The sequence below is a fragment of the Modestobacter sp. SYSU DS0511 genome (genome assembly GCF_054050755.1).
In genome coordinates this window covers 229,615-253,041 of the sequence record NZ_JBJGZY010000001.1, presented here as the reverse complement: position 1 = coordinate 253,041, position 23,427 = coordinate 229,615, and the positions used below count along the sequence as shown (strand labels likewise).

Annotated in this window: 26 protein-coding genes, 1 tRNA gene and 1 pseudogene; 12 read left to right on the top strand and 16 right to left on the bottom strand. The window is 73.4% G+C overall.

Features of this window, described 5'->3' with window-relative positions; translation table 11 throughout:
• Nucleotides 1–36 precede the first annotated feature (36 nt).
• Nucleotides 37–903 carry a PAC2 family protein gene (locus tag ACI783_RS01225; protein ID WP_457138749.1) on the top strand — a complete coding sequence of 289 codons (867 nt, stop codon included), beginning with the start codon at nt 37–39 and terminating at the stop codon, nt 901–903.
• Between the two features lie 178 nt (nt 904–1,081).
• Here the strand turns inward: ACI783_RS01225 and ACI783_RS01220 are convergent, their stop codons facing one another.
• The 7 genes from ACI783_RS01220 to ACI783_RS01190 form a co-directional block, all read right to left on the bottom strand.
• The gene (locus ACI783_RS01220) at nt 1,082–2,146 is read right to left on the bottom strand and encodes an HD domain-containing protein (protein ID WP_457138748.1); all 1,065 of its coding nucleotides are present in this window, start codon (nt 2,144–2,146) and stop codon (nt 1,082–1,084) included.
• Nucleotides 2,147–2,148: 2 nt separating this feature from the next.
• Nucleotides 2,149–3,393 (bottom strand): cysteine--1-D-myo-inosityl 2-amino-2-deoxy-alpha-D-glucopyranoside ligase, encoded by a 1,245-nt coding sequence (gene mshC / locus ACI783_RS01215; protein WP_457138747.1) that lies wholly within the window; start codon nt 3,391–3,393, stop codon nt 2,149–2,151.
• Between the two features lie 77 nt (nt 3,394–3,470).
• Complete coding sequence (locus tag ACI783_RS01210; RefSeq protein ID WP_457138746.1) at nt 3,471–3,857, bottom strand: VOC family protein; 387 nt, start codon at nt 3,855–3,857, stop codon at nt 3,471–3,473.
• Between the two features lie 139 nt (nt 3,858–3,996).
• Nucleotides 3,997–4,875 (bottom strand): SCO1664 family protein, encoded by an 879-nt coding sequence (locus ACI783_RS01205; protein WP_457138745.1) that lies wholly within the window; start codon nt 4,873–4,875, stop codon nt 3,997–3,999.
• A gap of 19 nt (nt 4,876–4,894) precedes the next feature.
• Complete coding sequence (locus ACI783_RS01200; protein ID WP_457138744.1) at nt 4,895–5,446, bottom strand: DUF3090 family protein; 552 nt, start codon at nt 5,444–5,446, stop codon at nt 4,895–4,897.
• 23 nt (nt 5,447–5,469) lie between these two features.
• A complete protein-coding gene (locus ACI783_RS01195) occupies nt 5,470–6,171 on the bottom strand; it encodes a histidine phosphatase family protein (RefSeq protein WP_457138743.1) in 702 nt (233 codons plus the stop codon).
• A gap of 80 nt (nt 6,172–6,251) precedes the next feature.
• The gene (locus ACI783_RS01190; RefSeq protein WP_457138742.1) at nt 6,252–7,085 is read right to left on the bottom strand and encodes an undecaprenyl-diphosphate phosphatase; all 834 of its coding nucleotides are present in this window, start codon (nt 7,083–7,085) and stop codon (nt 6,252–6,254) included.
• Between the two features lie 153 nt (nt 7,086–7,238).
• On the opposite strand from ACI783_RS01190, the gene ACI783_RS01185 reads away from it, so the two are divergent.
• The 3 genes from ACI783_RS01185 to ACI783_RS01175 are packed head-to-tail and all read left to right on the top strand — an operon-like array spanning nt 7,239 to nt 10,531.
• On the top strand, nt 7,239–8,219 hold the full coding sequence (locus ACI783_RS01185; RefSeq protein WP_457138741.1) for an aldo/keto reductase: 981 nt from the start codon (nt 7,239–7,241) through the stop codon (nt 8,217–8,219).
• Nucleotides 8,220–8,241: 22 nt separating this feature from the next.
• Nucleotides 8,242–10,215, top strand: a complete 1,974-nt coding sequence (locus tag ACI783_RS01180) for an AAA family ATPase (RefSeq protein ID WP_457138740.1) — start codon at nt 8,242–8,244, stop codon at nt 10,213–10,215.
• Between the two features lie 16 nt (nt 10,216–10,231).
• Complete coding sequence (locus ACI783_RS01175) at nt 10,232–10,531, top strand: GlsB/YeaQ/YmgE family stress response membrane protein (RefSeq protein WP_457138739.1); 300 nt, start codon at nt 10,232–10,234, stop codon at nt 10,529–10,531.
• A gap of 26 nt (nt 10,532–10,557) precedes the next feature.
• On the opposite strand, the gene ACI783_RS01170 is transcribed toward ACI783_RS01175, so the two are convergent.
• Nucleotides 10,558–11,352 carry a DUF2470 domain-containing protein gene (locus ACI783_RS01170; protein ID WP_457138738.1) on the bottom strand — a complete coding sequence of 265 codons (795 nt, stop codon included), beginning with the start codon at nt 11,350–11,352 and terminating at the stop codon, nt 10,558–10,560.
• 68 nt (nt 11,353–11,420) lie between these two features.
• Between ACI783_RS01170 and ACI783_RS01165 the strand changes: the two genes are divergently transcribed.
• Nucleotides 11,421–11,675 carry a hypothetical protein gene (locus ACI783_RS01165; RefSeq protein WP_457138737.1) on the top strand — a complete coding sequence of 85 codons (255 nt, stop codon included), beginning with the start codon at nt 11,421–11,423 and terminating at the stop codon, nt 11,673–11,675.
• Entirely contained in the window at nt 11,672–12,022 is a 351-nt protein-coding gene (gene rpsD, locus ACI783_RS01160) for a 30S ribosomal protein S4 (RefSeq protein WP_457138762.1), read from the top strand. The genes ACI783_RS01165 and rpsD overlap by 4 nt, the downstream gene beginning before the upstream one ends.
• A 162-nt stretch (nt 12,023–12,184) precedes the next feature.
• On the opposite strand, the gene ACI783_RS01155 is transcribed toward rpsD, so the two are convergent.
• Entirely contained in the window at nt 12,185–12,439 is a 255-nt protein-coding gene (locus ACI783_RS01155) for a hypothetical protein (RefSeq protein ID WP_457138736.1), read from the bottom strand.
• Nucleotides 12,440–12,586: 147 nt separating this feature from the next.
• Here ACI783_RS01155 and ACI783_RS01150 point away from each other — a divergent pair, with 147 nt between their 5' ends.
• A complete protein-coding gene (locus ACI783_RS01150; protein ID WP_457082907.1) occupies nt 12,587–12,790 on the top strand; it encodes a DUF5703 family protein in 204 nt (67 codons plus the stop codon).
• 61 nt (nt 12,791–12,851) lie between these two features.
• Here the strand turns inward: ACI783_RS01150 and ACI783_RS01145 are convergent, their stop codons facing one another.
• A complete protein-coding gene (locus ACI783_RS01145) occupies nt 12,852–13,808 on the bottom strand; it encodes an NADPH:quinone oxidoreductase family protein (protein ID WP_457138735.1) in 957 nt (318 codons plus the stop codon).
• A 120-nt stretch (nt 13,809–13,928) separates the two neighbouring features.
• Between ACI783_RS01145 and ACI783_RS01140 the strand changes: the two genes are divergently transcribed.
• Nucleotides 13,929–15,026 carry a PP2C family protein-serine/threonine phosphatase gene (locus tag ACI783_RS01140; protein ID WP_457138734.1) on the top strand — a complete coding sequence of 366 codons (1,098 nt, stop codon included), beginning with the start codon at nt 13,929–13,931 and terminating at the stop codon, nt 15,024–15,026.
• Nucleotides 15,027–15,028: 2 nt separating this feature from the next.
• Here the strand turns inward: ACI783_RS01140 and ACI783_RS01135 are convergent, their stop codons facing one another.
• Together ACI783_RS01135 and ACI783_RS01130 are read right to left on the bottom strand one after the other, a co-directional pair.
• On the bottom strand, nt 15,029–15,823 hold the full coding sequence (locus ACI783_RS01135; protein ID WP_457138733.1) for an SDR family NAD(P)-dependent oxidoreductase: 795 nt from the start codon (nt 15,821–15,823) through the stop codon (nt 15,029–15,031).
• A gap of 22 nt (nt 15,824–15,845) precedes the next feature.
• Nucleotides 15,846–17,174, bottom strand: coding sequence for a M20/M25/M40 family metallo-hydrolase (locus tag ACI783_RS01130; RefSeq protein ID WP_457138732.1), 1,329 nt, complete (start codon nt 17,172–17,174; stop codon nt 15,846–15,848).
• An 87-nt stretch (nt 17,175–17,261) separates the two neighbouring features.
• On the opposite strand from ACI783_RS01130, the gene ACI783_RS01125 reads away from it, so the two are divergent.
• Both ACI783_RS01125 and ACI783_RS01120 read left to right on the top strand, forming a co-directional pair.
• Nucleotides 17,262–17,349, top strand: a tRNA-Leu gene (locus ACI783_RS01125).
• 181 nt (nt 17,350–17,530) lie between these two features.
• On the top strand, nt 17,531–18,139 hold the full coding sequence (locus tag ACI783_RS01120) for a DUF7002 family protein (RefSeq protein WP_457138731.1): 609 nt from the start codon (nt 17,531–17,533) through the stop codon (nt 18,137–18,139).
• Nucleotides 18,140–18,311: 172 nt separating this feature from the next.
• On the opposite strand, the pseudogene ACI783_RS01115 reads toward ACI783_RS01120, so the two are convergent.
• Nucleotides 18,312–19,626, bottom strand: a pseudogene (locus tag ACI783_RS01115) (ISL3 family transposase).
• A gap of 261 nt (nt 19,627–19,887) precedes the next feature.
• Between ACI783_RS01115 and ACI783_RS01110 the strand changes: the two are divergent.
• Nucleotides 19,888–21,105 carry an MFS transporter gene (locus tag ACI783_RS01110; protein WP_457138730.1) on the top strand — a complete coding sequence of 406 codons (1,218 nt, stop codon included), beginning with the start codon at nt 19,888–19,890 and terminating at the stop codon, nt 21,103–21,105.
• Nucleotides 21,106–21,821: 716 nt separating this feature from the next.
• Nucleotides 21,822–22,238 (top strand): hypothetical protein, encoded by a 417-nt coding sequence (locus tag ACI783_RS01105; RefSeq protein WP_457138729.1) that lies wholly within the window; start codon nt 21,822–21,824, stop codon nt 22,236–22,238.
• On the opposite strand, the gene ACI783_RS01100 is transcribed toward ACI783_RS01105, so the two are convergent.
• The 3 genes from ACI783_RS01100 to ACI783_RS01090 are packed head-to-tail and all read right to left on the bottom strand — an operon-like array spanning nt 22,210 to nt 23,374.
• Nucleotides 22,210–22,425 carry a hypothetical protein gene (locus ACI783_RS01100; protein WP_457138728.1) on the bottom strand — a complete coding sequence of 72 codons (216 nt, stop codon included), beginning with the start codon at nt 22,423–22,425 and terminating at the stop codon, nt 22,210–22,212. The genes ACI783_RS01105 and ACI783_RS01100 overlap by 29 nt on opposite strands.
• A 35-nt stretch (nt 22,426–22,460) precedes the next feature.
• Entirely contained in the window at nt 22,461–22,748 is a 288-nt protein-coding gene (locus ACI783_RS01095) for a hypothetical protein (protein WP_457138727.1), read from the bottom strand.
• Nucleotides 22,745–23,374, bottom strand: a complete 630-nt coding sequence (locus tag ACI783_RS01090) for a DUF6668 family protein (RefSeq protein WP_457138726.1) — start codon at nt 23,372–23,374, stop codon at nt 22,745–22,747. Before ACI783_RS01090 ends, ACI783_RS01095 begins: the two co-directional genes overlap by 4 nt.
• Between the last annotated feature and the right edge of the window lie 53 nt (nt 23,375–23,427).

Below are 23,427 nucleotides of genomic sequence, written 5' to 3'. Positions count from 1 at the left end.
CGGGCGGGTCGGACGGATCGACGTAGGCTGGTCAGAGTGATCGATCCGAAGTCCACCGCAGACGACCTGCCCGAGCTGGACGACCCCGTGGTGGTCGTCGCCTTCGAGGGGTGGAACGACGCCGGGGACGCCGCCACCGGGGCGGTGGAGCACCTGGAGCTGATCTGGGACGCCGATCCGCTGGCGGCCCTGGATCCCGAGGAGTACTACGACTTCCAGGTCAACCGCCCGACCGTCTCCCTCGTCGACGGGGTCAGCCGCCGACTCGAGTGGCCGACGACCCGCATCTCCGTGGCCAAGCCCGAGGGCAGCGACCGGCACGTGGTGCTCATCCGCGGCATCGAGCCGAACATGCGCTGGCGGAGCTTCTGCGAGGAGCTCATCGAGCTGTGCCAGGAGCTGGGCGCACACACCGTGATCGGGCTGGGCGCGCTGCTCGCCGACACGCCGCACACCCGTCCGACGCCGGTCACCGGGTCGGCCTACGACGCGGAGTCCGCCGAGAAGTGGGGCCTGGAGACCTCCCGCTACGAAGGGCCGACCGGCATCCTCGGGGTGTTCCAGGACGCGTGCGTCCAGGCCGGCCTGCCGGCGATCAGCTTCTGGGCCGCGGTGCCGCACTACGTGTCCCAGCCGCCCTCGCCGCAGGCGACCGTCGCGCTGCTGCGGCGGGTCGAGGAGGTCCTGGAGCTCACCATCCCGCTGGGCGTGCTGCCGCAGCAGGCCGAGGAGTGGGTCACGACCGTCTCGGAGATGGCCAGCGAGGACGACGAGGTCGTGGAGTACGTGCGCTCGCTGGAGGAGCGGCAGACCGCGACCGACCTGTCCCAGGCCAACGGCGACCAGATCGCCCGCGAGTTCGAGCGGTACCTGCGCCGCCGCGGCGGCACAGGCGCGGGCTGACCTCGGCCGACGAGGCCCTTGGGCTGCGCCGGCGGGCTTCCTCCCCCGACTGCCGCGCCACCGCGGCATGATCACCGCGGGCTGGGCGGTGTCATCCGGATCGGATGGCACCGCCCAGGCCGTTCTCGTCACCGGCGTCGGCCACCCGGACGATCGTCGCCGGCGAGCCTGCCAGGGGTCAGGGCGCGACGAGCAGCGGGCGCATCCGCAGGGCGGCGGTGTCGTCGAAGAGCCGGTCGTGCGTGGCCAGGGCGTACCGGTCGGTCATCCCGGTGACGTAGTCGACGACCTGGGTGAGCACGTCGGCCTCGGTGTCGCGGTAGCTGGCCGGGATCAGCTCGGGGTGGGCCAGGTGGTGGTCGACCAGCCGCCGGATGACGTCGACCGCCAGGTGCTTCTGGCCGGCCGCGGTGTCGGACTCGTACACCCGCTCGAACATGAAGCCCCGCAGCTCGTTCATCGCCTCGAGCGCGTCGGGCGCCATCACCACCGCCCCGGCGGTGTTCGCCGGGGACAGGCTGCCCTCGACCACGGCCTCGATCATCGAGCCGACCATGGCGCTGCCCGGGTCGCCGAAGACGGCCCGGGCGCGGGCAGGCAGGTCGGTGACCCGCAGCACCCCGGCGCGGACGGCGTCCAGCGCGTCGTGGGAGAGGTAGCCGATCCGGTCGGCGAAGCGCACGCACTCCCCCTCACGGGTGGCCGGCGGCGGGCTGATCTTCCAGCTGTGCGCCCGGACGCCGTCGCGGACCTCCCAGGTCAGGTTGAGGTCCTCGAGCACCTCGACGATGCGCACCCCCTGGGCGGCGTGGTGCCAGCCGCCGGCGACGTAGGGGTCCAGCGCGTCCTCGCCGATGTGCCCGAACGGTGAGTGCCCGACGTCGTGCGCCAGCGCGATCGCCTCGGCCAGTGTCTCGTTGAGCGAGAGCGCCGCGGCCAGCGAGCGGGCCACCTGGGTCACCTGCAGGGTGTGCGTCAGGCGGGTGACGAAGTGGTCGCCGTCAGGGTGCAGGAACACCTGGGTCTTGTGCTTGAGCCGGCGGAAAGCCTTGGCGTGCAGGATGCGGTCGCGGTCCCGCTCGAAGGCGGTGCGCAGCGCGTCCTCCGACTCGGGGCGGGCGCGCCCGCGGGTCGCCGCCGCGCGGGCGGCGGCCGGGGCGAGCTGCTCCTCGGCGCGCTCCCGCGCCGCCCGGTCGGCCAGCCGGAACGGTGCTCGCCCGGCGTCCGGCAGCGGCTGGCCCACGGTCAGAGCTCGATGCCCAGCAGCGCGTCGACGAGGTCGGCGACGACGGCCGGCGCCCCGTCCTCCCCGGCGGCGCGGTCGGTGTCGAGCGTGGCGGCGGCCCACCGGTCGACCACGGCGATCGCACCGGGGCTGTCCAGGTCGTCGGCCAGGCGCTCGCGCACCGCCCGCAGCACCGGACCGGCGGGGGCGCCGGTGGGCTGCGCCGCGGCCCGGCGCCAGGTGTCCAGCCGCTCCTCCGCCCGGGTCAGCAGCTCCGCCGTCCACGCGCGGTCGGTGCGGTAGTGCCCGGACAGCAGCGCCAGCCGGATCGCCATCGGGTCGACGCCGTCGCCGCGCAGCCGGGAGACGAACACCAGGTTGCCCCGGCTCTTGCTCATCTTCTCGCCGTCCAGGCCGATCATCGCCGCGTGCACGTACGCCTGGGCGAAGGGCTTGGTACCGGTGAGCGACTCGGCGTGCACCGCGGAGTACTCGTGGTGCGGGAACACCAGGTCGCTGCCGCCGCCCTGGACGTCGAAGCCCATGCCGAGGGTGTCCAGCGCGATGGCGGCGCACTCGACGTGCCAGCCGGGACGTCCGGCGACGCCGCGCGGGCCGGGCCAGGACGGCTCGCCCGCGCGGGCGCCGCGCCACAGCAGCGGGTCCAGCGGCGAGCGCTTGCCCGGGCGCTCGGGGTCGCCGCCGCGCTCGGCGGACAGCCGCAGCATCGTCGCCTCGTCGTAGTGGGACTCCCCGCCGAAGCCGGGGGCCTGCGAGACGTCGTGGTAGACGTCGCCGGTGGCGTCGTCGAGCTGGTAGGCCAGCCCGGCGTTCCAGAGCTCCTCGACCTTGCCGACGATCCGCGGGATCGACTCGACCGCGCCGACGTAGTCCTCCGGCGGGAGGACGCGCAGGGCGGTCATGTCCTCCCGGAACAGCGCGGTCTCGCGCATGCCGAGCACGATCCAGTCCTCGCCGTCGCGGTTGGCCCGCTCGAACAGCGGGTCGTCGACGTCGGTCACGTTCTGCACGTAGTGGACCCCGTGCCGGGCGTCCCGCCAGACCCGGTTGACCAGGTCGAAGGCGAGGTAGGTGGCGGCGTGACCGAGGTGCGTGGCGTCGTAGGGCGTGATGCCGCAGACGTACATCCGCGCGATCCGGCCCGGCCGGGTGTCGACGACGGTGCCGCGGGCGGTGTCGAACAGCCGCAGGGCGGGACCGGACCCGGGCAGGGTGGGGAGGAGCGGGGCGGGCCAGGAGAGCACGTCAGGAGCCTAAGACCGACCGCCGACACCACCGCAGGCCGCCCGGTGCCCGGTCACCCTCCACGGGGTCGGCCGGGTCAGGGCCAGGTGGTGGCGTGCCGCTCGAACTCCTCGCCGGTCTGGATGCCGACGACGCAGAACAGCAGCCCGGCGGGGTCCTTCATCTGCCAGAAGCCGCCCATGTCGGCGATCCGCACCGCGCCGAGGGCCTCCAGCCGGCGGACCTCGGCGGGCACGTCGTCGGTCTCGATGTCGACGTGCCAGCGCGGCGCGGTGCCGGGGCCGGTGCGCTGTACCTCCAGGTGGAAGCCGTCGGCGAAGGAGCCGAGGGAGGACCAGACCTCGTCGATGGCATCGGGCTCGATCGGGTGGCCGGTGGCCGCGGACCAGAACTGCTGGCCCCGGGCGTGCAGCTCCGGGGGCAGGTCGATGAGGAGGATCGCCAGACGGCTGCGGTGCGGCACGCGGTCACCTTGGCAGGGGCCGTCGCCGCGGACAACGCCCGCTGGCCCGTCTTGGCTCACCGGGCGTGCTCCTGGCTCACCGCACACCGTGAGCCAGGAGCAACGACGATCAGCTCACCTGATCCCGGAAGGGCGACCGTCAGAACGGCGGCCAGGGCAGAGCGGGCCAGTCGCCGGAGGGCTGCGGGTGCAGCCCGGTGCGCAGCAGCTGGGCCACCCGCTGCTGGGTGCGGTGCACCTCGCGCCGGGTGAGGTGCTCGTGCAGCTGCTCACCCAGGTCCCCGCGCAGCTGCTCGGCCAGCCGCTCCAGCACCTCGAGGTGGGCGACCGGGATCGGCCGGCCGGCCCACTGCCACAGCAGGGTGCGCAGCTTCGGGTCGACGGAGAAGCAGATGCCGTGGTCGACGCCGTACACGTGGCCGTCGCGCATCGGGATGATGTGGCCGCCCTTGCGGTCGGCGTTGTTCACCACCGCGTCGAAGACGGCCATCCGCCGCAGCGCGGGGTCGTCGCGGCGGACGAACTCGGCCAGGTCGACCGCCGGGTCGCCGTCCATCCACAGCTGCACCATGCCGGTGCCGAACGGGCCGTCGCGCAGCACGGTGGGCGGCACGATCGACCAGCCGGTCGCCTCGCTGATCAGGTGCGCGCTGATCTCCCGCCCGGCCAGCGTGCCGTCGGGGAAGTCCCACAGCGGCCGCTCCCCCGCCACCGGCTTGTAGACGCAGGTGGCGGCCAGGGTGTCGGTGCGGATGGCCCCGACGAGGGTGACGTTGCTGGCGTCGAGCAGCCGGCCCTCCATGTCGAGCTCGCCGTCGCGCAGCAGCGCGTCGATCTCGGCCCGGCCCCGGGGTGCGCGTCGGTCGCCGTGGTCGAAGGCGGCGGGGTCCAGGGTGCGGACGTCGTCGTCCTCGGCATCCTCGTCGTCTAGCTGGTCGTCGAGCTCGTCGTCGGGGATCCACTCCAGGACGACGTCCTCGTCGCGCTCCTGCTCGGGGCGCGGGCCGGGGTCGGTCATCGGGGCGGCCGGCCGCCGGTCAGCGGCGGTAGCCGTTCTGGCGGGGGCACACGTGCCCGGCCGGGTCCAGCGGCAGCGAGCACAGCGGGCAGGAGGGCCGTCCGGCGGCGACCACCCGGCGGGCGCGGGCGACGAACGCCCGGGCGGCGGCGGGGGTGATGGTGACCCGCAGCGCGTCGGGCCCCTCGTCGCTGTCGGAGAGGATGACGTCCTCCTCGACCGGCTCGTCGCCGGCGGCGACGGCCTCGACGACGACCGCTGCGGCCTCGCCGTCCCAGGCCAGGCCCATCGCGGCGACCCGGAACTCCTCGTCGACCGGCGCGGTGAGCGGCTCCAGGTCGTCGGGGTCGGCCTCGGGTGGGACGACGACGGTGGCCCGGGTGGCGATCTCGTCGAGCAGCTCGCTCATCCGGTCGGCGAGCACCTGGACCTGCGTCTTCTCCAGCGCCACGCTGACGGTGCGGCCGGCCTCGTCGGAGGCCTGCAGGTAGAAGGTGCGGTCACCGGGCTGGCCCACCGTGCCGGCGACGAACCGGGTGGGACGGTCGAAGAGGAAGACCTGACGTGGCACGCGGATCAGGTTACGCGGCTCGATCAGGGGTGGCCCGCGCCCGCGCCGCCGCCGACGACCGCGTCGGAGGAGGCCTTCCGCCGTCCGCGCCGCTTCTTCGGGGGGATCAGGGCCGAGACGTCGCCGCCGGTGTCGTTGACCCGGGCGACGAACGGCCGGGTGTCGGTGTAGGTGACCACCGAGATCGACGCCGGGTCGACGACGATCCGCTGGAAGGAGTCCAGGTGCATGCCGAACGCGTCGGCGAGCACCGCCTTGATCACGTCGCCGTGGCTGCAGGCCAACCACACCGCGTCGGGACCGAGCTTCGCGTTCCACTCCCGGACGGCGGCGACCGCGCGGGCCTGGGTCTGCGCCAGCCCCTCCCCCTCGGGGCCGGGGAAGACCGCGGCGGAGGGGTGCTGCTGCACGACCTTCCACAGCGGGTCCTTGGCCAGCTCCTTGATCGGCCGGCCGGTCCAGTCGCCGTAGCGGGCCTCACCGAGCCGGTCGTCGGTCTGCACCTCCAGCTCACGCCCCTCGACGACGGCGCCGGCGGTCTGCTGGCAGCGCTCCAGCGGGCTGCTGACGACGGCGGCCAGCGGCACCCCGGCGAGCCGCCCGGCGACCGCCCGGACCTGCGCCTCGCCGGACTCGTCCAGCCGCACGCCGGGGGTCCAGCCGGCCAGCACGCCCGAGGTGTTGGCCGTCGTGCGTCCGTGCCGCAGCAGGATCAGCGTCGTCACTGGCCCAGCCTATGGCCCCCGTGCGGGGTCCCGCCGCGAGCTCGCGAGCGGTGGGGGGCACGGGGGCCCTCCGACCTCCATCAGGTCGGGTCGAGCACCCCGGCGCCGACCAGGGCGAGGACCAGCAGGCCGAGCACGATGCGGTAGACGACGAACGGGGTGAAGCTGCCCCGGGCCAGGTAGCGCAGCAGCCAGGCGATGACCGCCAGGCCGACGCCGAAGGCGATCACCGTGGCCAGGATGGTCGGCCCCCAGGCGATCGGCCCGCCTTCCGTGCCGCCGGTGAGCGCCTCGTAGGTCTGGTAGAAGCCGGCGCCCAGCACGGCCGGCACGGCCAGCAGGAACGAGTAGCGCGCCGCCGCGGGCCGGGAGTACCCGAGGAAGCGGCCTGCGCTGATCGTGCCGCCGGAGCGGGAGACGCCGGGGATGAGCGCCATGGACTGGGCCAGCCCGTAGATCAGACCGTGCTTGACGGTGAGGTCGGGCAGCTCCCGTGCGGTGCTGCCCAGCCGGTCGGCCGCGTACAGCACGATGGAGAAGGCGATGAGGGCGATCGCGACGATCCGCAGGTCGCGGAAGGTCGTCTCGATCGAGTCCTGGAACAGCAGGCCGAGGACGACGATCGGGATGCTGCCGACGATGATCAGCCAGCCCATCCGGGCGTCGTGGTCACCCCGCGCCTCCCGGTCGTGCAGCGCCCGCACCCAGGCCTTGGTGATCCGCCAGATGTCGTGGCGGAAGTAGAGCAGCACCGCGACCTCGGTGCCGATCTGGGTGATCGCGGTGAAGGCCGCTCCCGGGTCGTCCCAGCCGAAGGCCTCCCCGACCACGCGCAGGTGCGCACTGGAGGAGACGGGGATGAACTCGGTGAGCCCCTGCACCACCCCGAGGACGACGGCCTCGATCCACCCCACGGTCAGATCCCCCGGGCCGGGCGGACGGGACGGGGTGGGACGGTCGTGGGCACGGCAGCACACCTTAGGGCCCCTGGCTGTGCCGACCGGGGCGACCTCCCGTGTCCCGGCGATCCGGGGCCGGCGCCCGGGTCGACGGTAGGTTGACCGGTCGTGGAACAGCGCGCGCTCGGACGAAGCGGGCTGGTCGTCTCCCGGCTGGGCCTGGGCACCATGACGTGGGGCCGGGACACCGACGAGGACGAGGCGGCGATGCAGCTGACCGCGTTCGTCGATGCCGGCGGCACGCTGGTCGACACCGCCGACGTCTACGGGCAGGGCGACAGCGAGCGCACCCTCGGCCGGCTGCTGGCCGACGTCGTCCCCCGGGGGGACGTGCTGGTCGCGACCAAGGCCGTCGGCCGCACCGGCACCGGCCCGATGGGCCGCGGGGGTTCCCGCGGGCACCTGCTGGCCGCACTGGACGCCTCGCTGGGGCGGCTCGGGCTCGACCACGTCGACCTCTGGCAGCTGCACGACTGGGACGACGCCACGCCGCTGGAGGAGACGCTGGCCGCCTGTGACGCCGCGGTCGCCTCCGGGCGGGCCCGCTACGTCGGGATCAGCAACTACACCGGCTGGCAGACCGCGCAGGCCGCCACCTGGCAGCGCGCCTGGCCCGGCCGCACCCCGATCGTGAGCACCCAGGTCGAGTACTCGCTGCTGCAGCGCGGCATCGAGCGCGAGGTCGCCCCGGCGGCCGAGGCGCTGGGGCTGGGCATCCTGCCCTGGTCCCCGCTGGGCCGGGGACTGCTCACCGGCAAGTACCGGCACGCCACGCCGGAGGACTCCCGCGGGGCGTCCCCGCAGTGGCAGGGCTTCATCGACCAGCTGCGCTCGGCGCACGCCGACCGCGTGGTGCAGGCGGTGATCACCGCGGCCGAGGGGCTGGGCACCACCCCCGTGGGCGTGGCGCTGGCGTGGCTGCGCGACCGCCCCGGCGTCGTCGCCCCGGTCGTGGGCGCGCGCACCGCCCAGCAGCTGCAGGAAGTGCTGGACACCGACGGCGTCCGGCTGCCCCCGGCGATCGTCACGGCGCTGGACGACGTCTCCTCGCCGCACTTCTCCTATCCCGAGCGCCGCCTGGAGCATTGACCGACGTGGAGCACTGACCGACGTGAGCACCCCTCCCCCCGCCGGTGGCGACCCGGTCTTCGCCGCCTTCTGCGCCGCCGGCCTGTGGCCCGGTCTCGGCAAGCGGACCGCCGCCGACCTGCCCGCCGCCGGCATCACCCGGCCCGACGACGTCACCGCCGACCGGCTGCTGAAGCTCCCCCGCGTGGGGCGCCAGCGCGCTGAGCGGCTGTTCTCCTCCTTCCTCGCCTCCGCGCCCACCTACGAGGTGGTGGGGCTGCTGGTCGGCGCCGGCCTGGAGGCCAAGCTCGCCGCCGGCGTGGCCGACGCGCTCGGGCCGGACGCCGCCCGCCGGCTCCGCGACGACCCGTGGGCACTGCTGGGTCTGTCCGGGGTGTCCCTGGGCGACGCCGACCGGCTGGCCATCGCGGTGCTCAAGGGCGCCGACCGGCAGGACGCGCGCCGCGGCCGGGCGATCGTCGGGCTCACCCTGCGCACCGCGACGCGCGACGGGCACACCGTGCTGCCGGCCGACCTGGTGGTCGCCGCACTGCGCGCCGAGGGCATCGGTGACCCCGCCGCGGCGATCGTCGCGGCGGTGGAGTCCGGTGAGGTGCTCGAGCACGAACCGCCGGAACCGGAGTTCGACAGCGACACGGATGCTGACGCGCTCGGCCCGGACGACGAGCTGCCCGAGCCCGACCCGGCGCTGCGCACCCTGTCCCTGGCCCGCTTCGGGATGGCCGAGGAGGCGGTGGCGGAGAACGTGCACCGGCTGATGGCCACCGCGGAGCGGATCGCCGACCCGGCGTCGGTGCGCTCGGTGGCCAAGGGGCTGGACCCCGCGCAGCAGGCGGCGGTCGCCCAGGTGCTCGGGGCCGGGTTCTCGCTGCTCACCGGCGGGCCGGGCACCGGGAAGAGCCGCACGGTCGCCTCGCTGGTGCAGCTGCTGCAGAGCAAGGGCACCGAGGTGGCGCTCGCCGCGCCCACCGGGCGGGCGGCCAAGCGGCTGGAGGAGCTCACCGACCACCCCGCGGTCACGGTGCACCGGTTGCTCGGCGCGCAGGGCATGACCGGCGGGTTCTCCCGCAACGAGGAGTGGCCACTGGACGCCGACGTGGTGGTGGTCGACGAGGCCTCCATGCTCGACGTCGAGCTGACCGCCGCGCTGCTGGAGGCCTGCGCCGACGGCACGCACCTGCTGCTGGTCGGTGACCCCGCGCAGCTGCCCTCCATCGGCCCGGGGCACGTGCTGGGCGACCTGATCGACTCCGGGGCCGTCCCGGTGACCGAGCTGACCACGCTGCACCGGCAGGCCGCCGGCGGTGCGATCGCCCGGCTGGCCACCGGCGTGCGGGCCGGCGAGCTCACCCAGGTCGAGTCCCCCGACCGGGAGGTCGTCATCGTCCCGGCCGTCGGCAGTGCCGAGGCTGCCAAGCGGGTGGTGCAGCTGGTCACCGACTCCATCCCCCGGGCGCTGGGGATCGACCCGGCGACGGTGCAGGTGGTCACCCCGGTGCACCGCGGCCCGGCCGGCACGATCGAGCTGAACAAGGCGCTGAAGGCACAGCTCAACCCGGGCGACGGCACGGTGTGGGGCTTCGACGTCGGCGATCGGGTGGTGGCCACCGCCAACCACCTGGACCTGGAGCCCATCGGGTTCGCCAACGGCGAGGTCGGCGTGGTCACCGGCACCGGCGAGGGGTCGCTGACCGTCGACTTCAGCTCGGGGCCGGTCACCGTCACCGGCAACGCGCTCCCCGACCTGCGGCACGGCTGGGCGATCACCGTGCACCGCGCCCAGGGCTCGGAGTGGCCGGGGGTGGTGGTCGTGCTGCCGCCGGAGGCCGGCGGGATGCTCTCCCGGCCGCTGGTCTACACCGCGCTCACCCGGGCGCAGAAGCACCTGTCGATCGTGCACGCGAGCGGAGCGGCGCTGGCCCGGGCGGTGCGGGAGGTCGACGTCCGGCCGCGGCGCACCCGGCTGGCCCGGTTGCTGACGGAACTGGAAGGTTGATCACTGTCCGTTTGCCGTGGCGGTCACGTTGGGCAACGACGAGGCCATGGGCATCATCAGCTTCCTCGTGTTCGGTCTGGTCGTCGGCGCCCTGGCGCGCCTGATCAAGCCCGGCAAGCAGAACCTCAGCATCCTGGCCACCCTGGGCCTCGGCGTCGTCGGCTCGCTGATCGGCGGCGTCGTCGCCGTGGCGCTCGGCACCGGTGACTTCGGCGAGCTGAACATCATCGGCTCGATCGTCGCGATCATCGCCGCGGTGCTGCTGATCGGCGTCGCCGAGAGCATCACCGGCGGCCGCAGCTCGGCGCGGCACTGACCCCCGGCCCGGGGTGCTGACCGCGGTCAGTGCCCCGGGCAGCCCCGTGCGGCACACATCAGCCGGTGCATCGCCGGGGCGAGGTCCTCGGCCGAGGTGACCGGCCGGGCGAACGGGATGCGCACGTCCCGGCAGCAGCCGCGGGACCGCTCGATGCGCAGCCGGAACCCCCACCGGTCCAGCCCCAGCGGCCGGACGACGGCGCCCCGGCCCAGCCACGCTGCCGGGATCCGCGAGCTCAGCAGCGCCAGCTCCTCGGGGTGCGACTCCTCCAGGTGCCGCAGCGCGTCCTCCTCCAGCTCCACCAGCGGGTCGGGCTCGGCCGCCAGGAAGTCCGCCGGGTCGATCTCCAGGACGGCGCCGCTCTCCCCCAGCACGACCTCCGCCAGCTCCAGCGCGAGCAGCGTGGCCCCCCGGCCGACGTCCAGCAGCGCCGCGACCGGCGCCACCTCGGCGAAGGCGAGCGCCGCCTCGAGGGCTGACTCCCCCGTCAGCGCGGTCAGCCAGCCGGAGAGCCAGACCTGCCCGCGGACCGGGTCGCGCAGCGGGACCGGCGCATGGTCGGTGACCAGCAGCAGCGCGGCCAGGTCGCCGTCGGCGCAGTGCGTGACCGCGGTGCACACCTCGCCGCCGGTCGGCACGACGAGCAGCACCCGTCCGTCGGCCGTGACGGTGTGGGCGAGCACCCGGCTGCCGTCGATGCCGGCGGCGCAGACCGCGGCCGCGGGGCGGGCGGCGACCGTGCGGGCGCGCTCGGCGGCGGAGGGCCGGACCGGCTCCGCGGGGGGAACCTGGGCGGCAGGGCGGGTCGATCGCGTCATCGGTCACTCCGGGCTCGACCCGATCCATCGTCGGGGTAAGGTGAGCCTAACCGAACCCGGAGGTCCGTGTGAACCAGTCTCGCCCCAAGGTCCGGCGCAGCCGTGCGCTGGGCATCCCCCTCACCCCGAAGGACGTGCGCTACTTCGAGCGGCGCCCCTATCCGCCGGGCGAGCACGGGCGGAAGCGCAAGAACACCAGCGACTACAAGACGCGGCTGCTGGAGAAGCAGCGGCTGCGCGCCCAGTACGACATCAGCGAGACGCAGCTGCGCCGCGCTTCGACCGGGCCAAGCGCACCGGCGGCAAGACCGGCGAGGAGCTGATCATCGACCTGGAGTCGCGGCTGGACGCCACGGTGCTCCGGGCCGGCTTCGCCCGGACCATCTACCAGGCGCGCCAGGTGGTCAGCCACCAGCACGTCACGGTCAACGGCCGCCGGGTCGACCGGCCCAGCTACCAGGTGCAGCCCTACGACGTCGTGGAGATCGCCGAGCGCAGCCGGGAGAAGGCGCCGTTCCAGGTGGCCGCCTCCGGTGCGCACGCGGAGGCCCCGAAGTACCTCGAGGTGTCGCTGAGCCAGCTGCGGTGCGTGGTCGCCCGCCGGCCCCAGCGCTCCGAGGTCCCGGTGATCTGCGAGGAGCAGCTGGTCGTGGAGTACTACTCCCGCTGATCCGGCGACGGCGGGCCGCTGCTGCGCTGCAGAGCGCGCTGCGGCCCGCCGCGTCTGCGCCACCCGATCACGGCGGCGGTCATGATCCATGATCACGACCGACGGTGATCGACTTCGCAGGTCAGCGCGGTGCCGGGAGCCGCTCGCCGCCCCCGGCGGCCGTCAGGTGCGCAGGTCGTCCTCGTCGTCGGGCACGACCGCCTGCTGCTCGAGGACGTCGTACTCGTCGGCCTCGACCGCCGTGCCCCGGTAGCTGGACCCACCGCCGGGCACCGCGGTCAGGCGCTGTTCGATGACGTCGGCCTCCGGGACGCCGTCGCCCACGGGGCCCACCTCATCGGCGAGCTCGGGTCCGCCGGATCCCACGATCTGCTCCTGCTCCTGGCGGTCGGCCTCGGTCGCGTTCGGCTCGGTCACGGCCGTCTCCTTCCCGTTCAGGGGGCCCGGCGCGGTGCCGGACCCGCCGTCTCCCCTGCCCGCCCCCACGCGGCCTCACACCCCGGCCGGTGGACCGGTGGTGACGCCCACATGACCGCGGGCCCACCGACGGGCACAATCAGGCGGGTGTCAGCAGCCGCCGAGTACGAGTACGCCCCGCTGCGCATCCCGCCGGGCACCTCACGCTCGGCCGCCGCGCAGCTGATGAGCCTCCAGTCCGACACCGGCGGGTGGGAGCTGGCCAGGCTGCAGCTGCACGCCGACGGCAGCCGGAAGATCATCATGCGCCGGCGGATGCGACTGTCGTACCTCCCCCGCCCGATGATCTGAGGAAGGACCCCGTCGCCCCCCACCACTCGCAGGCTCGCGGCGGGCCCCTGCGACGGGGCCGTCAGGGCGTCAGCACGACCTTGCCGACGGTGGCGCGGTCGGCGATCGCGGCCATCGCCTGCGGCAGCTCGTCGAGCGGGCGGACGTCACCGACCAGCGGCGAGATCGCACCGGCGGTGAAGAGCCGGCACAGCTCCTCGTGCACGGTCCCGATCAACGCCGGGTCGTGCCGCCGGTAGAGCCCCCAGTGCAGCCCGACCACGCTGTAGTTCTTCACCAGCGCGTGGTTGGCCGGCGCCTGCGGGATGCGGCCGCTGGTGAACCCCACGACGACGATCCGTCCCTCGAAGGCGACGCACTTCCGGGACGCGTCGAAGACGTCGCCGCCCACCGGGTCATAGACGACGTCGGCGCCGTGGCCACCGGTGATCTCCTTGACCCGGGCGACGACGTCCTCGTCGGTGTAGTCGATGACGTGGTCGGCGCCCAGCCGGGTGCACACCTCGGTCTTGCGCGGTCCGCCGGCGGTGGCGATCACCCGGGCGCCGGCGGCCTTGCCGAGCTGGATCGCGGCCGACCCCACCCCGCCCGCTCCGGCGTGCACGAGCAGCCACTCCCCCGCCTGCAGGTGCGCCCGGCGGTGCAGCCCGACGTGCCCGGTCTGGTAGGTCAGGTGCAGGGCGGCGGCCTGCTCGTCGGGCATGGCGTCGGGCACCGGCCAGGCAGCGGCGGCGTCCATCAGCGCGTACTCGGCGAAGGCCCCCGGCCCGCCGGCCGGTGAGCCGAGCACCCGCTGCCCGCTGCCGACCACCTCCCCGCACAGCTCGACCCCGGGGACGAACGGCAGCGGGGGCCGCTCCTGGTACTCCCCCCGGACCATCAGCACGTCGGGGAAGTTGAGGCCGGCGGCGCGCACCCGTACCAGCAGCTGCCCGTTCTCGGGGACCGGTGGCTCGACGTCGTCGAGGGAGAGGACCTCGGCCGGGTCACCGAGGTCATGGACTCGCCAGGCACGCATCCCCCGACCCTGCCAGGTGCACAGTGACCCGGGTCACCCGGGTCGGCTGGCTAGAATGCGCACAGTCCACCAAGGGTCACGATCCGTGGCTGCGGACCCCAGGACGAGAGGCGGACGCAGGTGGATCGGGGAACGGCCCGCCGGCACGCACTCCCCCTGGGCATCCTGGTGGTGTTCGCCGTGGCCCAGCTGGCGCTGAGCCAGGGGCAGATCATCCTGGGGCTGGTCTGCGTCGCCCCGCTCACCGCGGCCACCATCCTGGGCCGGCGCGCCACGGCCGGCTACGGGGTGGCCGCCCTCGTCGTCGGCCTGCTGCTGGGCCTGCACGAGGACCAGTACCACCCGGACGCCCTGCCGGCCATGCTCGTCCGGCTGGCGGCGATCGTGGGGGGTGGCGTGCTCGCGATGGGCACCGTGACGCTGCGGCTGCGCCGGGAAGCGCTCCTCACCCGGCTCAGCGCCGAGGCAGCCGAGTCCCGCGTCGCCGTCGAGCTCGCCGAGTCCCTGCAACGAGCCCTGCTGACCGACCCACCTGCCGTGCCGGGCCTGCAGATCGCCGTCCGCTACCTGCCCGCGGTGAAGAACGCCCAGGTCGGCGGCGACTGGTACGACGCCTTCACACTCCCCGACGGTGCGACCATGCTGGTGATCGGTGACGTCGCCGGGCACGACGTCGCGGCCGCCGCGACCATGGCCCAGGCCCGCGGCGTGCTGCGGGGCATCGCGCTGACCGTCTCCGGCGGGCCGGACGGCACGTCACCGGCAGCGGTGCTCGGCGCCCTCGACGGGGCGCTCAGCCGACTGCAGCTGGACACCCTGGTCACCGCGGTGACCGCCACCGCCAGCCCGTCGCCGGGATCGACCGGGACGCTGCTGCGGTGGTCGAACGCCGGGCACCCACCGCCGGTGCGGGTGACCGCCGCCGGGCACGCCGAGCTGCTCGACCGGCCGGCCGAACTGCTGCTCGGGCTGACCGTCGACGTGCCCCGCACAGACCACCGGGCCGTGCTGTCCGTCGGGGACACCGTCGTCCTGTACACCGACGGCCTGGTCGAGCGGCGCGACGCTCCGGTCGACGCCGGCACCGACTGGCTGGTCGCGGAGCTCGGCCGCCTCGCCGACCAGCCGATCGAGCAGCTCTGCGACGCACTGGTCACCGGGATGTCCGGGCGGCTGGACGACGACGTCGCGGTGCTGGCCGTGCGCGTGGGCGCCTGACCTCAGGACTTCGCGGGCGGCAGCAGACGCCCGGGCAGTGTCGCGGTCTGCCCGTCGGCGGTCTTCGCGCTGGGCACCCCCGGGAACCGGAACGGGACCGCGCCGACGCCGGGCTGGACGACGTACGCGGCTCCCGGCCGGTCGGCCGTCCACGCCCCGAGCAGCGCCTCGGCCACCTCCTCGGCGCTGAGCACCGGGAAGTCGGCGGCCGCGAACGCCTGCCGGAGCGGGTCGATGATCGCGGTGTCGGCGAACCCGGGGCAGACCGCGGACAGGGTGATGCCGTCGTCCACCAGCCGGGGGGCCAGCGAGCGGACGAACGCCACCGCACCGGCCTTGGCGATGCTGTACCCGGGGTCGGTGGCCTGCGGTGCCAGACCCGCCAGTGAGGCGGTGACCACGATCGCGCCCCCGCCGGCGCGACGCAGCGCGGGCAGCGCCGCCTCCGTGCCGTAGACGACGCCGAGCAGGTCGACGTCGACCACGCGCAGCAGGTCGTCGACGTCCAGCGGCTGCCGCCCGGAGCCGGCGATGCCGGCGTTGAGGAAGACGGCGTCCAGCCGGCCGTGATCCACCTCGACCTGGGCGACGACGGCGGCGTTGGCGGCCCGGTCGGTGACGTCCAGCGGCAGGAAAGCCGCACCCAGGTCGGCCGCTGTCTGCCGCGCGCGCAGACCGTCGAGGTCGGCGAGCACGACGGTGACGCCCTGCCGGCGCAGCAGCGCGGCCAGTGCCCGGCCGAGGCCGCCGGTGCCGCCGGTGATCAGGGCGACGCTGCCCGGGGTGATCGAAGTCATCCCGGCATCATGCCCGCGCCCGTCAGGCCCCGCGCAGGAACCGGTCGAGCACCCGGATGCCGAACTGCATCGAGTCGATGGAGATCCGCTCGTCGATGCCGTGGAAGAGGGCGGCGAAGTCCAGGTCGGCGGGGAGCTTGAGCGGGGAGAAGCCGAAGCAGCGCATGCCGAGGGTCTCGAAGCTCTTGGCATCGGTGCCGCCGCTCATGGTGAACGGGACGGCGCGGGCGCCGGGGTCCTCGGCCTGCAGCGCCTGGACCATCAGGTCGACGCTCGGCCCGTCGAAGGTGGTCTCGACCGCCTGGTCGTAGGTGATCCACTCGCGCGTGACGCCCTCGCCGATCAGCTCGTCGAGCTGGGCCTCGAACTCCGCCTCCTGGCCGTAGAGGAAGCGGCCGTCGATCGTGGCACTGGCGGTGCCGGGGATGACGTTGGTCTTGTACCCGGCGTCGAGCATCGTGGGGTTGGCGGTGTTGCGCAGCGCCGCGCCGATCATCCGGCTGATGCTGCCCAGCCGGGCCAGCGCCTCGTCGGGGTTGTCCGGGTCGATCTCCACGCCGTAGGCGTCGCCGACCTCGGCGAGGAACTGCTTCATCGGCGGGGTCACCACGGTGGGCAGCCGACTGGAGCCGATCCGGCTCACCGCCTGGGCCAGCCGGGTGACCGCGTTGTCGTCGTGCACGAACGAGCCGTGGCCGGGGCGGCCCTGCGCGGTGAGCTTCATCCAGGCCAGCCCCTTCTCGGCGGTCTGGACGAGGTACAGGCGGAGGTCGTCGCGGACGGTGATGCTGAAGCCGCCGACCTCGCTGATCGCCTCGGTGCAGCCCTCGAACAGGTCGGCGTGGTGGTCGACCATGTAGTGCGCGCCGTGCCGGCCGCCGGCCTCCTCGTCGGCGACGAAGGCCAGCACGATGTCGCGGTCGGGCTTGACGCCGGTGCGGGCCCAGTCGCGCACCAGCGCGAGGGTCATCGCGTCCATGTCCTTCATGTCGACCGCGCCGCGGCCCCACACGTAGCCGTCACGCTGCTCGCCGCTGAACGGGTGCACGCTCCACTCGGACGGGTCGGCCGGGACGACGTCGAGGTGGCCGTGCACCAGCAGCGCCGGCCGGTCGCGGTTGGCGCCCTCGATCCGGGCGACCAGGCTGGCCCGGCCTGGCTCGGACTCGTGGATGACGCTACTGATCCCGACCTCGTCGAGCTTGCCGGCCACCCACTCGGCGGCGGCCCGCTCCCCCGCGCTGGTGGCGGTGGAGCCGGTGTTCGTGGTGTCGATCCGGATGAGGTCGGACAGCAGGTCCGCGACCTCGGCCTGGGCGGTGACGAGGGGCTGCGGCGGAGTCTCGGACATGCCGACGATGGTGCCACCGGGGCCTGTCCCGGGTCGCGGTCGGCCTCCGTTATGCTTGCCCACGGCGCCCGCGAGGGTGGCCCACCTGTCCGGGTGGCGGAATGGCAGACGCGCTAGCTTGAGGTGCTAGTGCCCTTTGCGGGGCGTGGGGGTTCAAGTCCCCCCTCGGACACCAAGTTGACCCCCACGACCTTCAGGTCGGCGGGGGTCCACCTGTTTCGGCTTCGACCGGTTCGCACGATGGCTTGAGGCCAGTTTGGGCCTGGAGTGGGGCCCAAAGTCTCGGATTCACAGGATCAGGTGGTCGACGCGTCGAGAAGTATCGGCCTGTCCCGCCCGTCAGAGAGCATGAGCGCGTGGACCCCGCCGACTTCCTCGTGAAGTACCCGACGCTGCTCCACCTGGCCGACGTCCGGTCGTGGCCGAGCATCGAACGTCACGGCCTGCTCAGTGCGGCCGAGATAGTGCGCCGCTGGCAGGTGCCGGCGGACCGCGCTGAGGCCCTCCTGACTCGTAAGCGGCCCGAGCCGGTCTTGCTCGAGCACCCTGAGCTGGGTGTGGCCGTACTGCGCGACCAGCACCCGCTTCGCGAGCACCTTCTGGCACCGGCGCTGACCGACGGCATGGACGTCGGGGACTGGCTGCGCCTGTTGAACGGCTTCGTCTTCTTCTTCACCAGCTCCGACCGCCTGCAAGCTCTGCGCTCGGCCTACCGCACCACCCCTGCTGTTCTTCTGACCGTCCGGACTCGGTCCCTAGTGCAGGAGCACGGCGCGAGGGTCCGGCTCGCCGGCATGAACACCGGCAATACCAGTCGCAGGGTCAAGGAGCGGGGGGCCAGTACGTTCCTCCCGATCCGCCGCTACGACCTGCGCGCCCGTGTTCAGGAGGTCGCTGTGATGGACGAGGTGTCGGACTTGCGCGACCACTTGCTTTCCGCGGAGTTGCTCCCAGCCGACGACTGAAGCGGCACAGTCAGCCGCGGCATCGGGTCGCGTCGCCCCGCACGACCGAAAGGCTCAGCCAAAGTCGCAACCTCGATCCCGCGCCGGTGCGAGCGGGAAGAGTGGGAGAGGCGCTTCCACCATTGGGTGAGGCATGACCGGCGCGGTCCGCGCGAGTTGGCTCCAAACCGGCTCAACACGATCCAGGGTGTAGTTGCGGTCTGAAGCCGCCGTTCTCGAGCAGGCTCCTGGCGATGTAGTTGGTGAGGTTGCGGAACCCGAGCGCCGAGCCGCGCAGATGCTCCAGGCGTCCGTTCATGGCTTCTGTCGGGCCGTTGCTCGTGCCGGGGCGGTCGAAGTAGGCCAGGACGTCCTCGGCGCGCTTCTTCAGGGTCCGCCCGAGGGTCGTCAGCTCGGTGAGCGCGGCCGGGACGCCGTGGCTGACGGACTCGATCAGCGTCGTCATGAGCCGCCGGCCCTTCGCGCGGTCGGGTTCGAGGTAGGCGCCGATCATGCGCTGGTAGATGCCCCAGGTCGCCTCGACCTGGACGTGCTCCTCGACGCCGAACAGCGCGGTGAGGCGTTGCTGCTGTCGGTCGGTGAGGAGGTCAGAACCCGTGTGCAGGGTGCGTCGGGCGCGGTAGAGCGAGCGGGTCGTCCTTGCGGCCTCGGTGGCCGTGCAGATCCTGCTGGACCCGGCGGCGGCAGCGGTCCAACGCGTCGCCGGCGAGGCGGACGACGTGGAACGGATCCATGACGGCGACGGCGTCGGGGAGCTCTTCGGTGGTGGCGGTCTTGAAGCCGGTGAACCCGTCCATCGCGACCACCTCCAGGCCCTTCCGCCAGGCCTCCGGCCGCTGGGTAAGCCAGGTCTTGAAGGCCTGCTTGGAACGGCCTTCGACCATGTCCAGCAGGCGGGAGGGCCCGGTCTTGTCGCGGACCGGGGTGAGGTCGATGATGACGGTGACGTACTTGTCGCCGTGGCGGGTGTGGCGCCAGACATGCTCATCAACCCCGATGACCGCTACGCCGTGGAAGCGGTCCGGGTCGCCGATCAAGACGCGCTTACCCTCGGCGAGGACGGCGGTGTTGGCGGTGTTCCACGACACCGCGAGGGCTTCGGCGATCCGAGCCACCGTGAGGTGCTGGACCACTAGCCCTTCCAGGGCCCAGCGCAGCGCGCGGCGGGAGAGCCGCGCCCGGGGTTCTGCGGCGCGGCTGGTGTCTTGACGCCAGACGTGGCCGCAGCCGGTGCACTGGTAGCGGCGGACCGTGACCAGCAGCGTCGTGGGCCGCCAGCCCAGCGGCTCGTGGGCCAGGCGGCGGGTCACGCTGTCACGCGGGGTGCCCTCGCAGCCGCAGCGCCTGCACCACTGGTCGGCCCCCACGACGCGGCAGGCCAGGACCGCGCGGTCGGGCTCGAGGCACTGCCCGAGGGCTTGCAGACCCAGCTTGTCGAGGCGGCAAAACGTGGTCAGGTCGGGGCAGGCGAAGGTGGCGTCAGGCACGCCGAGGTCTTTCTGGATGGGCGGTGTAGGAACTTCCACCCTCGGCAGGCCTCGACCTTCACCCGGGCACCGACGCGCGGGCCGGCGCCACCATTCAGCTCTGACAAGCGATCGAAGTAGCCTCAATCCCGGGCGGAGGGTGCGAGCAGCTCTCCGGTCCCATCGCCGCAGTAGACGCCCAGCGGCCAGGCTGAGCGCATCGCGGCGCCAGCCTCGCTGAGCGGAAAGCGGCGCCAGTGCATGCTGCAAACAGGAGAGTTCATGACGTTGTCCCCGGCCGCCCGGGTCGGCCTGGCCGGAGCGGCGGTGGTCGGGGTCGCCTTCGGTATGGCCCGGTACGCCTACGGGCTGACACTGCCCGACATCCGACAGGACCTGGGACTCTCCGAGCTGGTGCTCGGTCTGGTCGCCAGCGCCACGTTCGCCGGCTACCTAGTGAGCCTGCTGCTTACGGGGCCGCTCGCCACTCGCCGCGGCTCGCGTGCCCCGACGACCGTGGGCGGAGCCTGCGGCGCTCTGGGGGCGGTGATCGTCACGGTCGCGCAGTCTCCCTGGTTGCTCGCCGGCGGTGCCGTCCTGGCCGGCAGTGCGGGCGGCTGGGTCTGGGCGCCCTACTCCGACATCGTGACGCGGACGGTAGCCGAGCGGCAGCAGCCGAGGGCGTTGGCGATCATCACGACCGGCACCAGCGGCGGACTGGTCGCTCTGGGTACTCTGGCCGGCCTTGCCGCGCTGGGCTCATGGCGCCTGGTCTGGGGCGGCATCGCCCTCGCCGCCGTGGCTGCCGCCGTGGTGAACCTCCGGCTGGTGCCGAGAACCAGGCCAGCCCCACGCCCGGATGGGCGGCGCGGCACCTCCTCACTCGTGAGAGCGCTGCGGGTTCCGGCCGCCTACTCCGTCGTCTACTTCGCAGTCATAGTCATCTACTTCACCTACGCCGCGGACGTCCTCCAGCGGGACGACCTCCCGGCGGCAGCCGTCCCGGCCCTCTACGCGGCCATCGGCCTCACCGGCGTGGTTGCTGTATCGACCGGGGCCATCGCGAAGCGACTTGGCAGCATCAGGGTGGCGGCGCTAGGCCTGTTGACGGTGGCTGCGGCGCTGGCACTACTGGGGCTGGCCAGCGACTCCCTGGCCGCGACGGCGGCCTCGGCATGCATCTTCGGCGTGGGGTATATGACCGGGTCGGCGGTGCTCGCGGTCTGGACCGCCGAGCTGGTGCCCGACCGCGCAGGCACGGCGTTCACCGGGTGTCTGGTCGTGGGAGCCGTCGCCTCGGTCGCAGCGCCCGCCGTCGCCGGTGCGGTCATCCCTGGCCTGGGGCTAGGGACGCTGCTCGTCCTCACCGCCGCGGTGTCACTGCTCAGCGGGGTGGCACTGATGCTGCACGGGTCCTCGGGAGGGGGACCGTCAGCAACACCGAATCGTGAACCCCAGTGTCCCGCCAGTACTCGTCCCGCACACCCTCCATTGCGATGAGCCCGTTATGGGGCGAGTCAGCGTTTCGCACTACGGCGCTGACTGTGCCGACGTTACGAGTCGAACGAACTTGGGCCAGCGCGGGCAAGGTCCGTAACGCGTTGCTCCAGGTACAGGAGAGTTCTACTCGCTGGTGGAATCGGTGGTGGTTGTGGAGGGCATGGCCGAGCACCCGCAGAACCGCGAGCAGGTGAATCGGTCACCCAGGTCAAGGGCGTGCACGAGCAGATCGACGGGGTGCTGGGAGCGCTGGACTGCCTCCGGCGGACACAGTTCGCGTACGACGACACGGTGGACGCGGCGCTGCGATGAGCGCCGGGAGGTCGGTCAGGTGACCCATGCGCTGGCCGCGCGGACCCGGCCTCTGGCCGGGCCATCGTCTCCAGTGCTGGGACCGGACGTGTTGGCTGGGCACAGCCGCCGGTCCTGTTGTTGCCAACCATCCCCCGCCCCCTCCCGGCAAGGAGAAGTTTGCGGGCGGTGGAGGCCGTGGAGGTCAAGGTGGAGCGCCCGGAGCGCAGCGAGGACGTACGACCTTGACCGGAGCGGACGCGCCCGCAGGCTCGCCCTGCCGGGAGGGGAGCGGATCTCTTGCAGCGCCCGGCGCAGCCGGCGAGGTTGCGGAGTTCCTGCATTCCGGAGCCGAAGTTGCCATCGGCGGGAACCTGCATCAGCCAGTCGCTTCCGGACCATTCGAGGGTCACGGGAAGGCTGGCTTGCCCGCCGCCGACGAGGGCAATGGCCATGCTGATCATCGCGACGTCACCGGTGTAGGTCAGATAGGAGAACCCAGTGACCTGGAAGCCGCCGGGATCGTCTCCAATGACGTCGGCGGGGTCGTTGGCGAGCGCGTCCAGGACGATGTCGCGGCCGGGTCCCGGTGCGGTGAGGTCCTCGGCGGCCAGACCGACGAGCTCAGGATCGGTGGTGGTCGCCAGCCAGTTCACGGCGGCGAACAGCGCGCCAACAGGGTCGTGCGCGAAGCAGGTCCGCAGACCCTCGTCGGAGACCATGCCTGGTCCCGCGCCGTCAGGGTCGGTCGGGGTGGCGAGGGTCCCGACCAGCTCCCAGTCGCTATCGGGGGCGACGACAGGGGGCAGCTGGTCACCGGCGGGTTGATCGCACTCCCCTGAGCTGGGCGCCGAGGAGGGTGCCGGTGCCGATGAGCTCGACCTGTCGGCCTGCGGGGCCGGGCCGCGGTCGTCCTCGCCTTTTGCTCACGGCGATAACGATGACCGCGACCACGATCAGGCCCACGACGAGCGCCGCGGCGATGAAACCGCGGCGGGCGAAGGGGCTGGTCTGCTCGGGCTCGGTCACGGGTCCGCCAGGGGCGCAGGCGGGGTGGGCCGGGCTCAGACGATGGCGCCGACGAGCGCGGAGGCGCCGCCGATGACGATGGAGCCGGCGAGCACCCAGCCCAGCTTGGAGGCGTGCTCGCCGCCCTCCCCTCGGCGACCCGCGAAGAGCATGCCGATGCCGGCGACGATCACGCCGACGACGCAGAGCGCGACGGCGATCCAGGCGACCCCGTTGACGATCGTCACCACGCCCTCGGAGCCGGGCGGGGCCACGCCCTCACCCGGGTCGATGACGGCGAGGACGTCCGTGCCGGCGGCGGTGAGGGTGGAGGCGAGGTTCACGGTCGGCCTTTCTGGTTGGAGTGATCGGGACCGGTCAGCGGTGGTGCCGAGCGGCGTGGTCGGATGTGGGACAGGTCGTGGGCCAGCTGGCGCAGGGACCGGGGGACGTCGGCTGCGTCGACCAGGGGGAGTTCACCGGGCAGCTTCGGCTCGGCCAGCCGCAGCCCCTCCTCCCACGGCAGGGACCAGGAGTGGGGGAACCCGCCGGCGACGACCTGGGCGAAGTCGCGCAGCTGCTTGGGCAGACGGCCGGGTGCATCGGGCACCAGAGCCAGGCCCAGCAGCTCCACGTCCGGGGTGGCACCGGCAGCCCACTGCTGGGCAGCGCGCTGAGCCGCGCGCAGCCCGGCCAGGTGGGTGCGGGCCACCAGCAGCACCCGGGGCGGGGCGCTGTCTGCGTGGTCGGCGCGTGGCCAGCGCCGGTCGGTGCCGGTGCCGGCCAGGGCGACGGCCAGGGTGGTCTCCCCCGCGCCACCGTGGACGCCGGCCACCCACAGCCGGTCATCGGTCGGCACGTCCCAGACAGCCAGCCCGTGCACCGGAGCGTTGAGCCCGGGCTGAGGGGCCGCCGGCCCGGTCGCGTGCTGGACGTCGAGTGAGGGGGTGAGCTGAGTCGCCGTCGTCACGGAGTCCTTCCCGGCAGCCATCGGCTGCCCGTGGTCGTCGGGAGTTGGCGGGG

What these genes read in the sequence shown, in the direction of transcription:
- ACI783_RS01205 (WP_457138745.1), bottom strand. Translation starts at nt 4,875, where the DNA reads ATGACCGACCCCGGCCCGCGCCCCGAGCAGGAGCGCGACGAGGACGTC.
- ACI783_RS01170 (WP_457138738.1), bottom strand. Translation starts at nt 11,352, where the DNA reads ATGACGCGATCGACCCGCCCTGCCGCCCAGGTTCCCCCCGCGGAGCCG.
- ACI783_RS01145 (WP_457138735.1), bottom strand. Translation starts at nt 13,808, where the DNA reads ATGCGTGCCTGGCGAGTCCATGACCTCGGTGACCCGGCCGAGGTCCTC.
- ACI783_RS01135 (WP_457138733.1), bottom strand. Translation starts at nt 15,823, where the DNA reads ATGACTTCGATCACCCCGGGCAGCGTCGCCCTGATCACCGGCGGCACC.
- ACI783_RS01130 (WP_457138732.1), bottom strand. Translation starts at nt 17,174, where the DNA reads ATGTCCGAGACTCCGCCGCAGCCCCTCGTCACCGCCCAGGCCGAGGTC.
- ACI783_RS01110 (WP_457138730.1), top strand. Translation starts at nt 19,888, where the DNA reads ATGACGTTGTCCCCGGCCGCCCGGGTCGGCCTGGCCGGAGCGGCGGTG.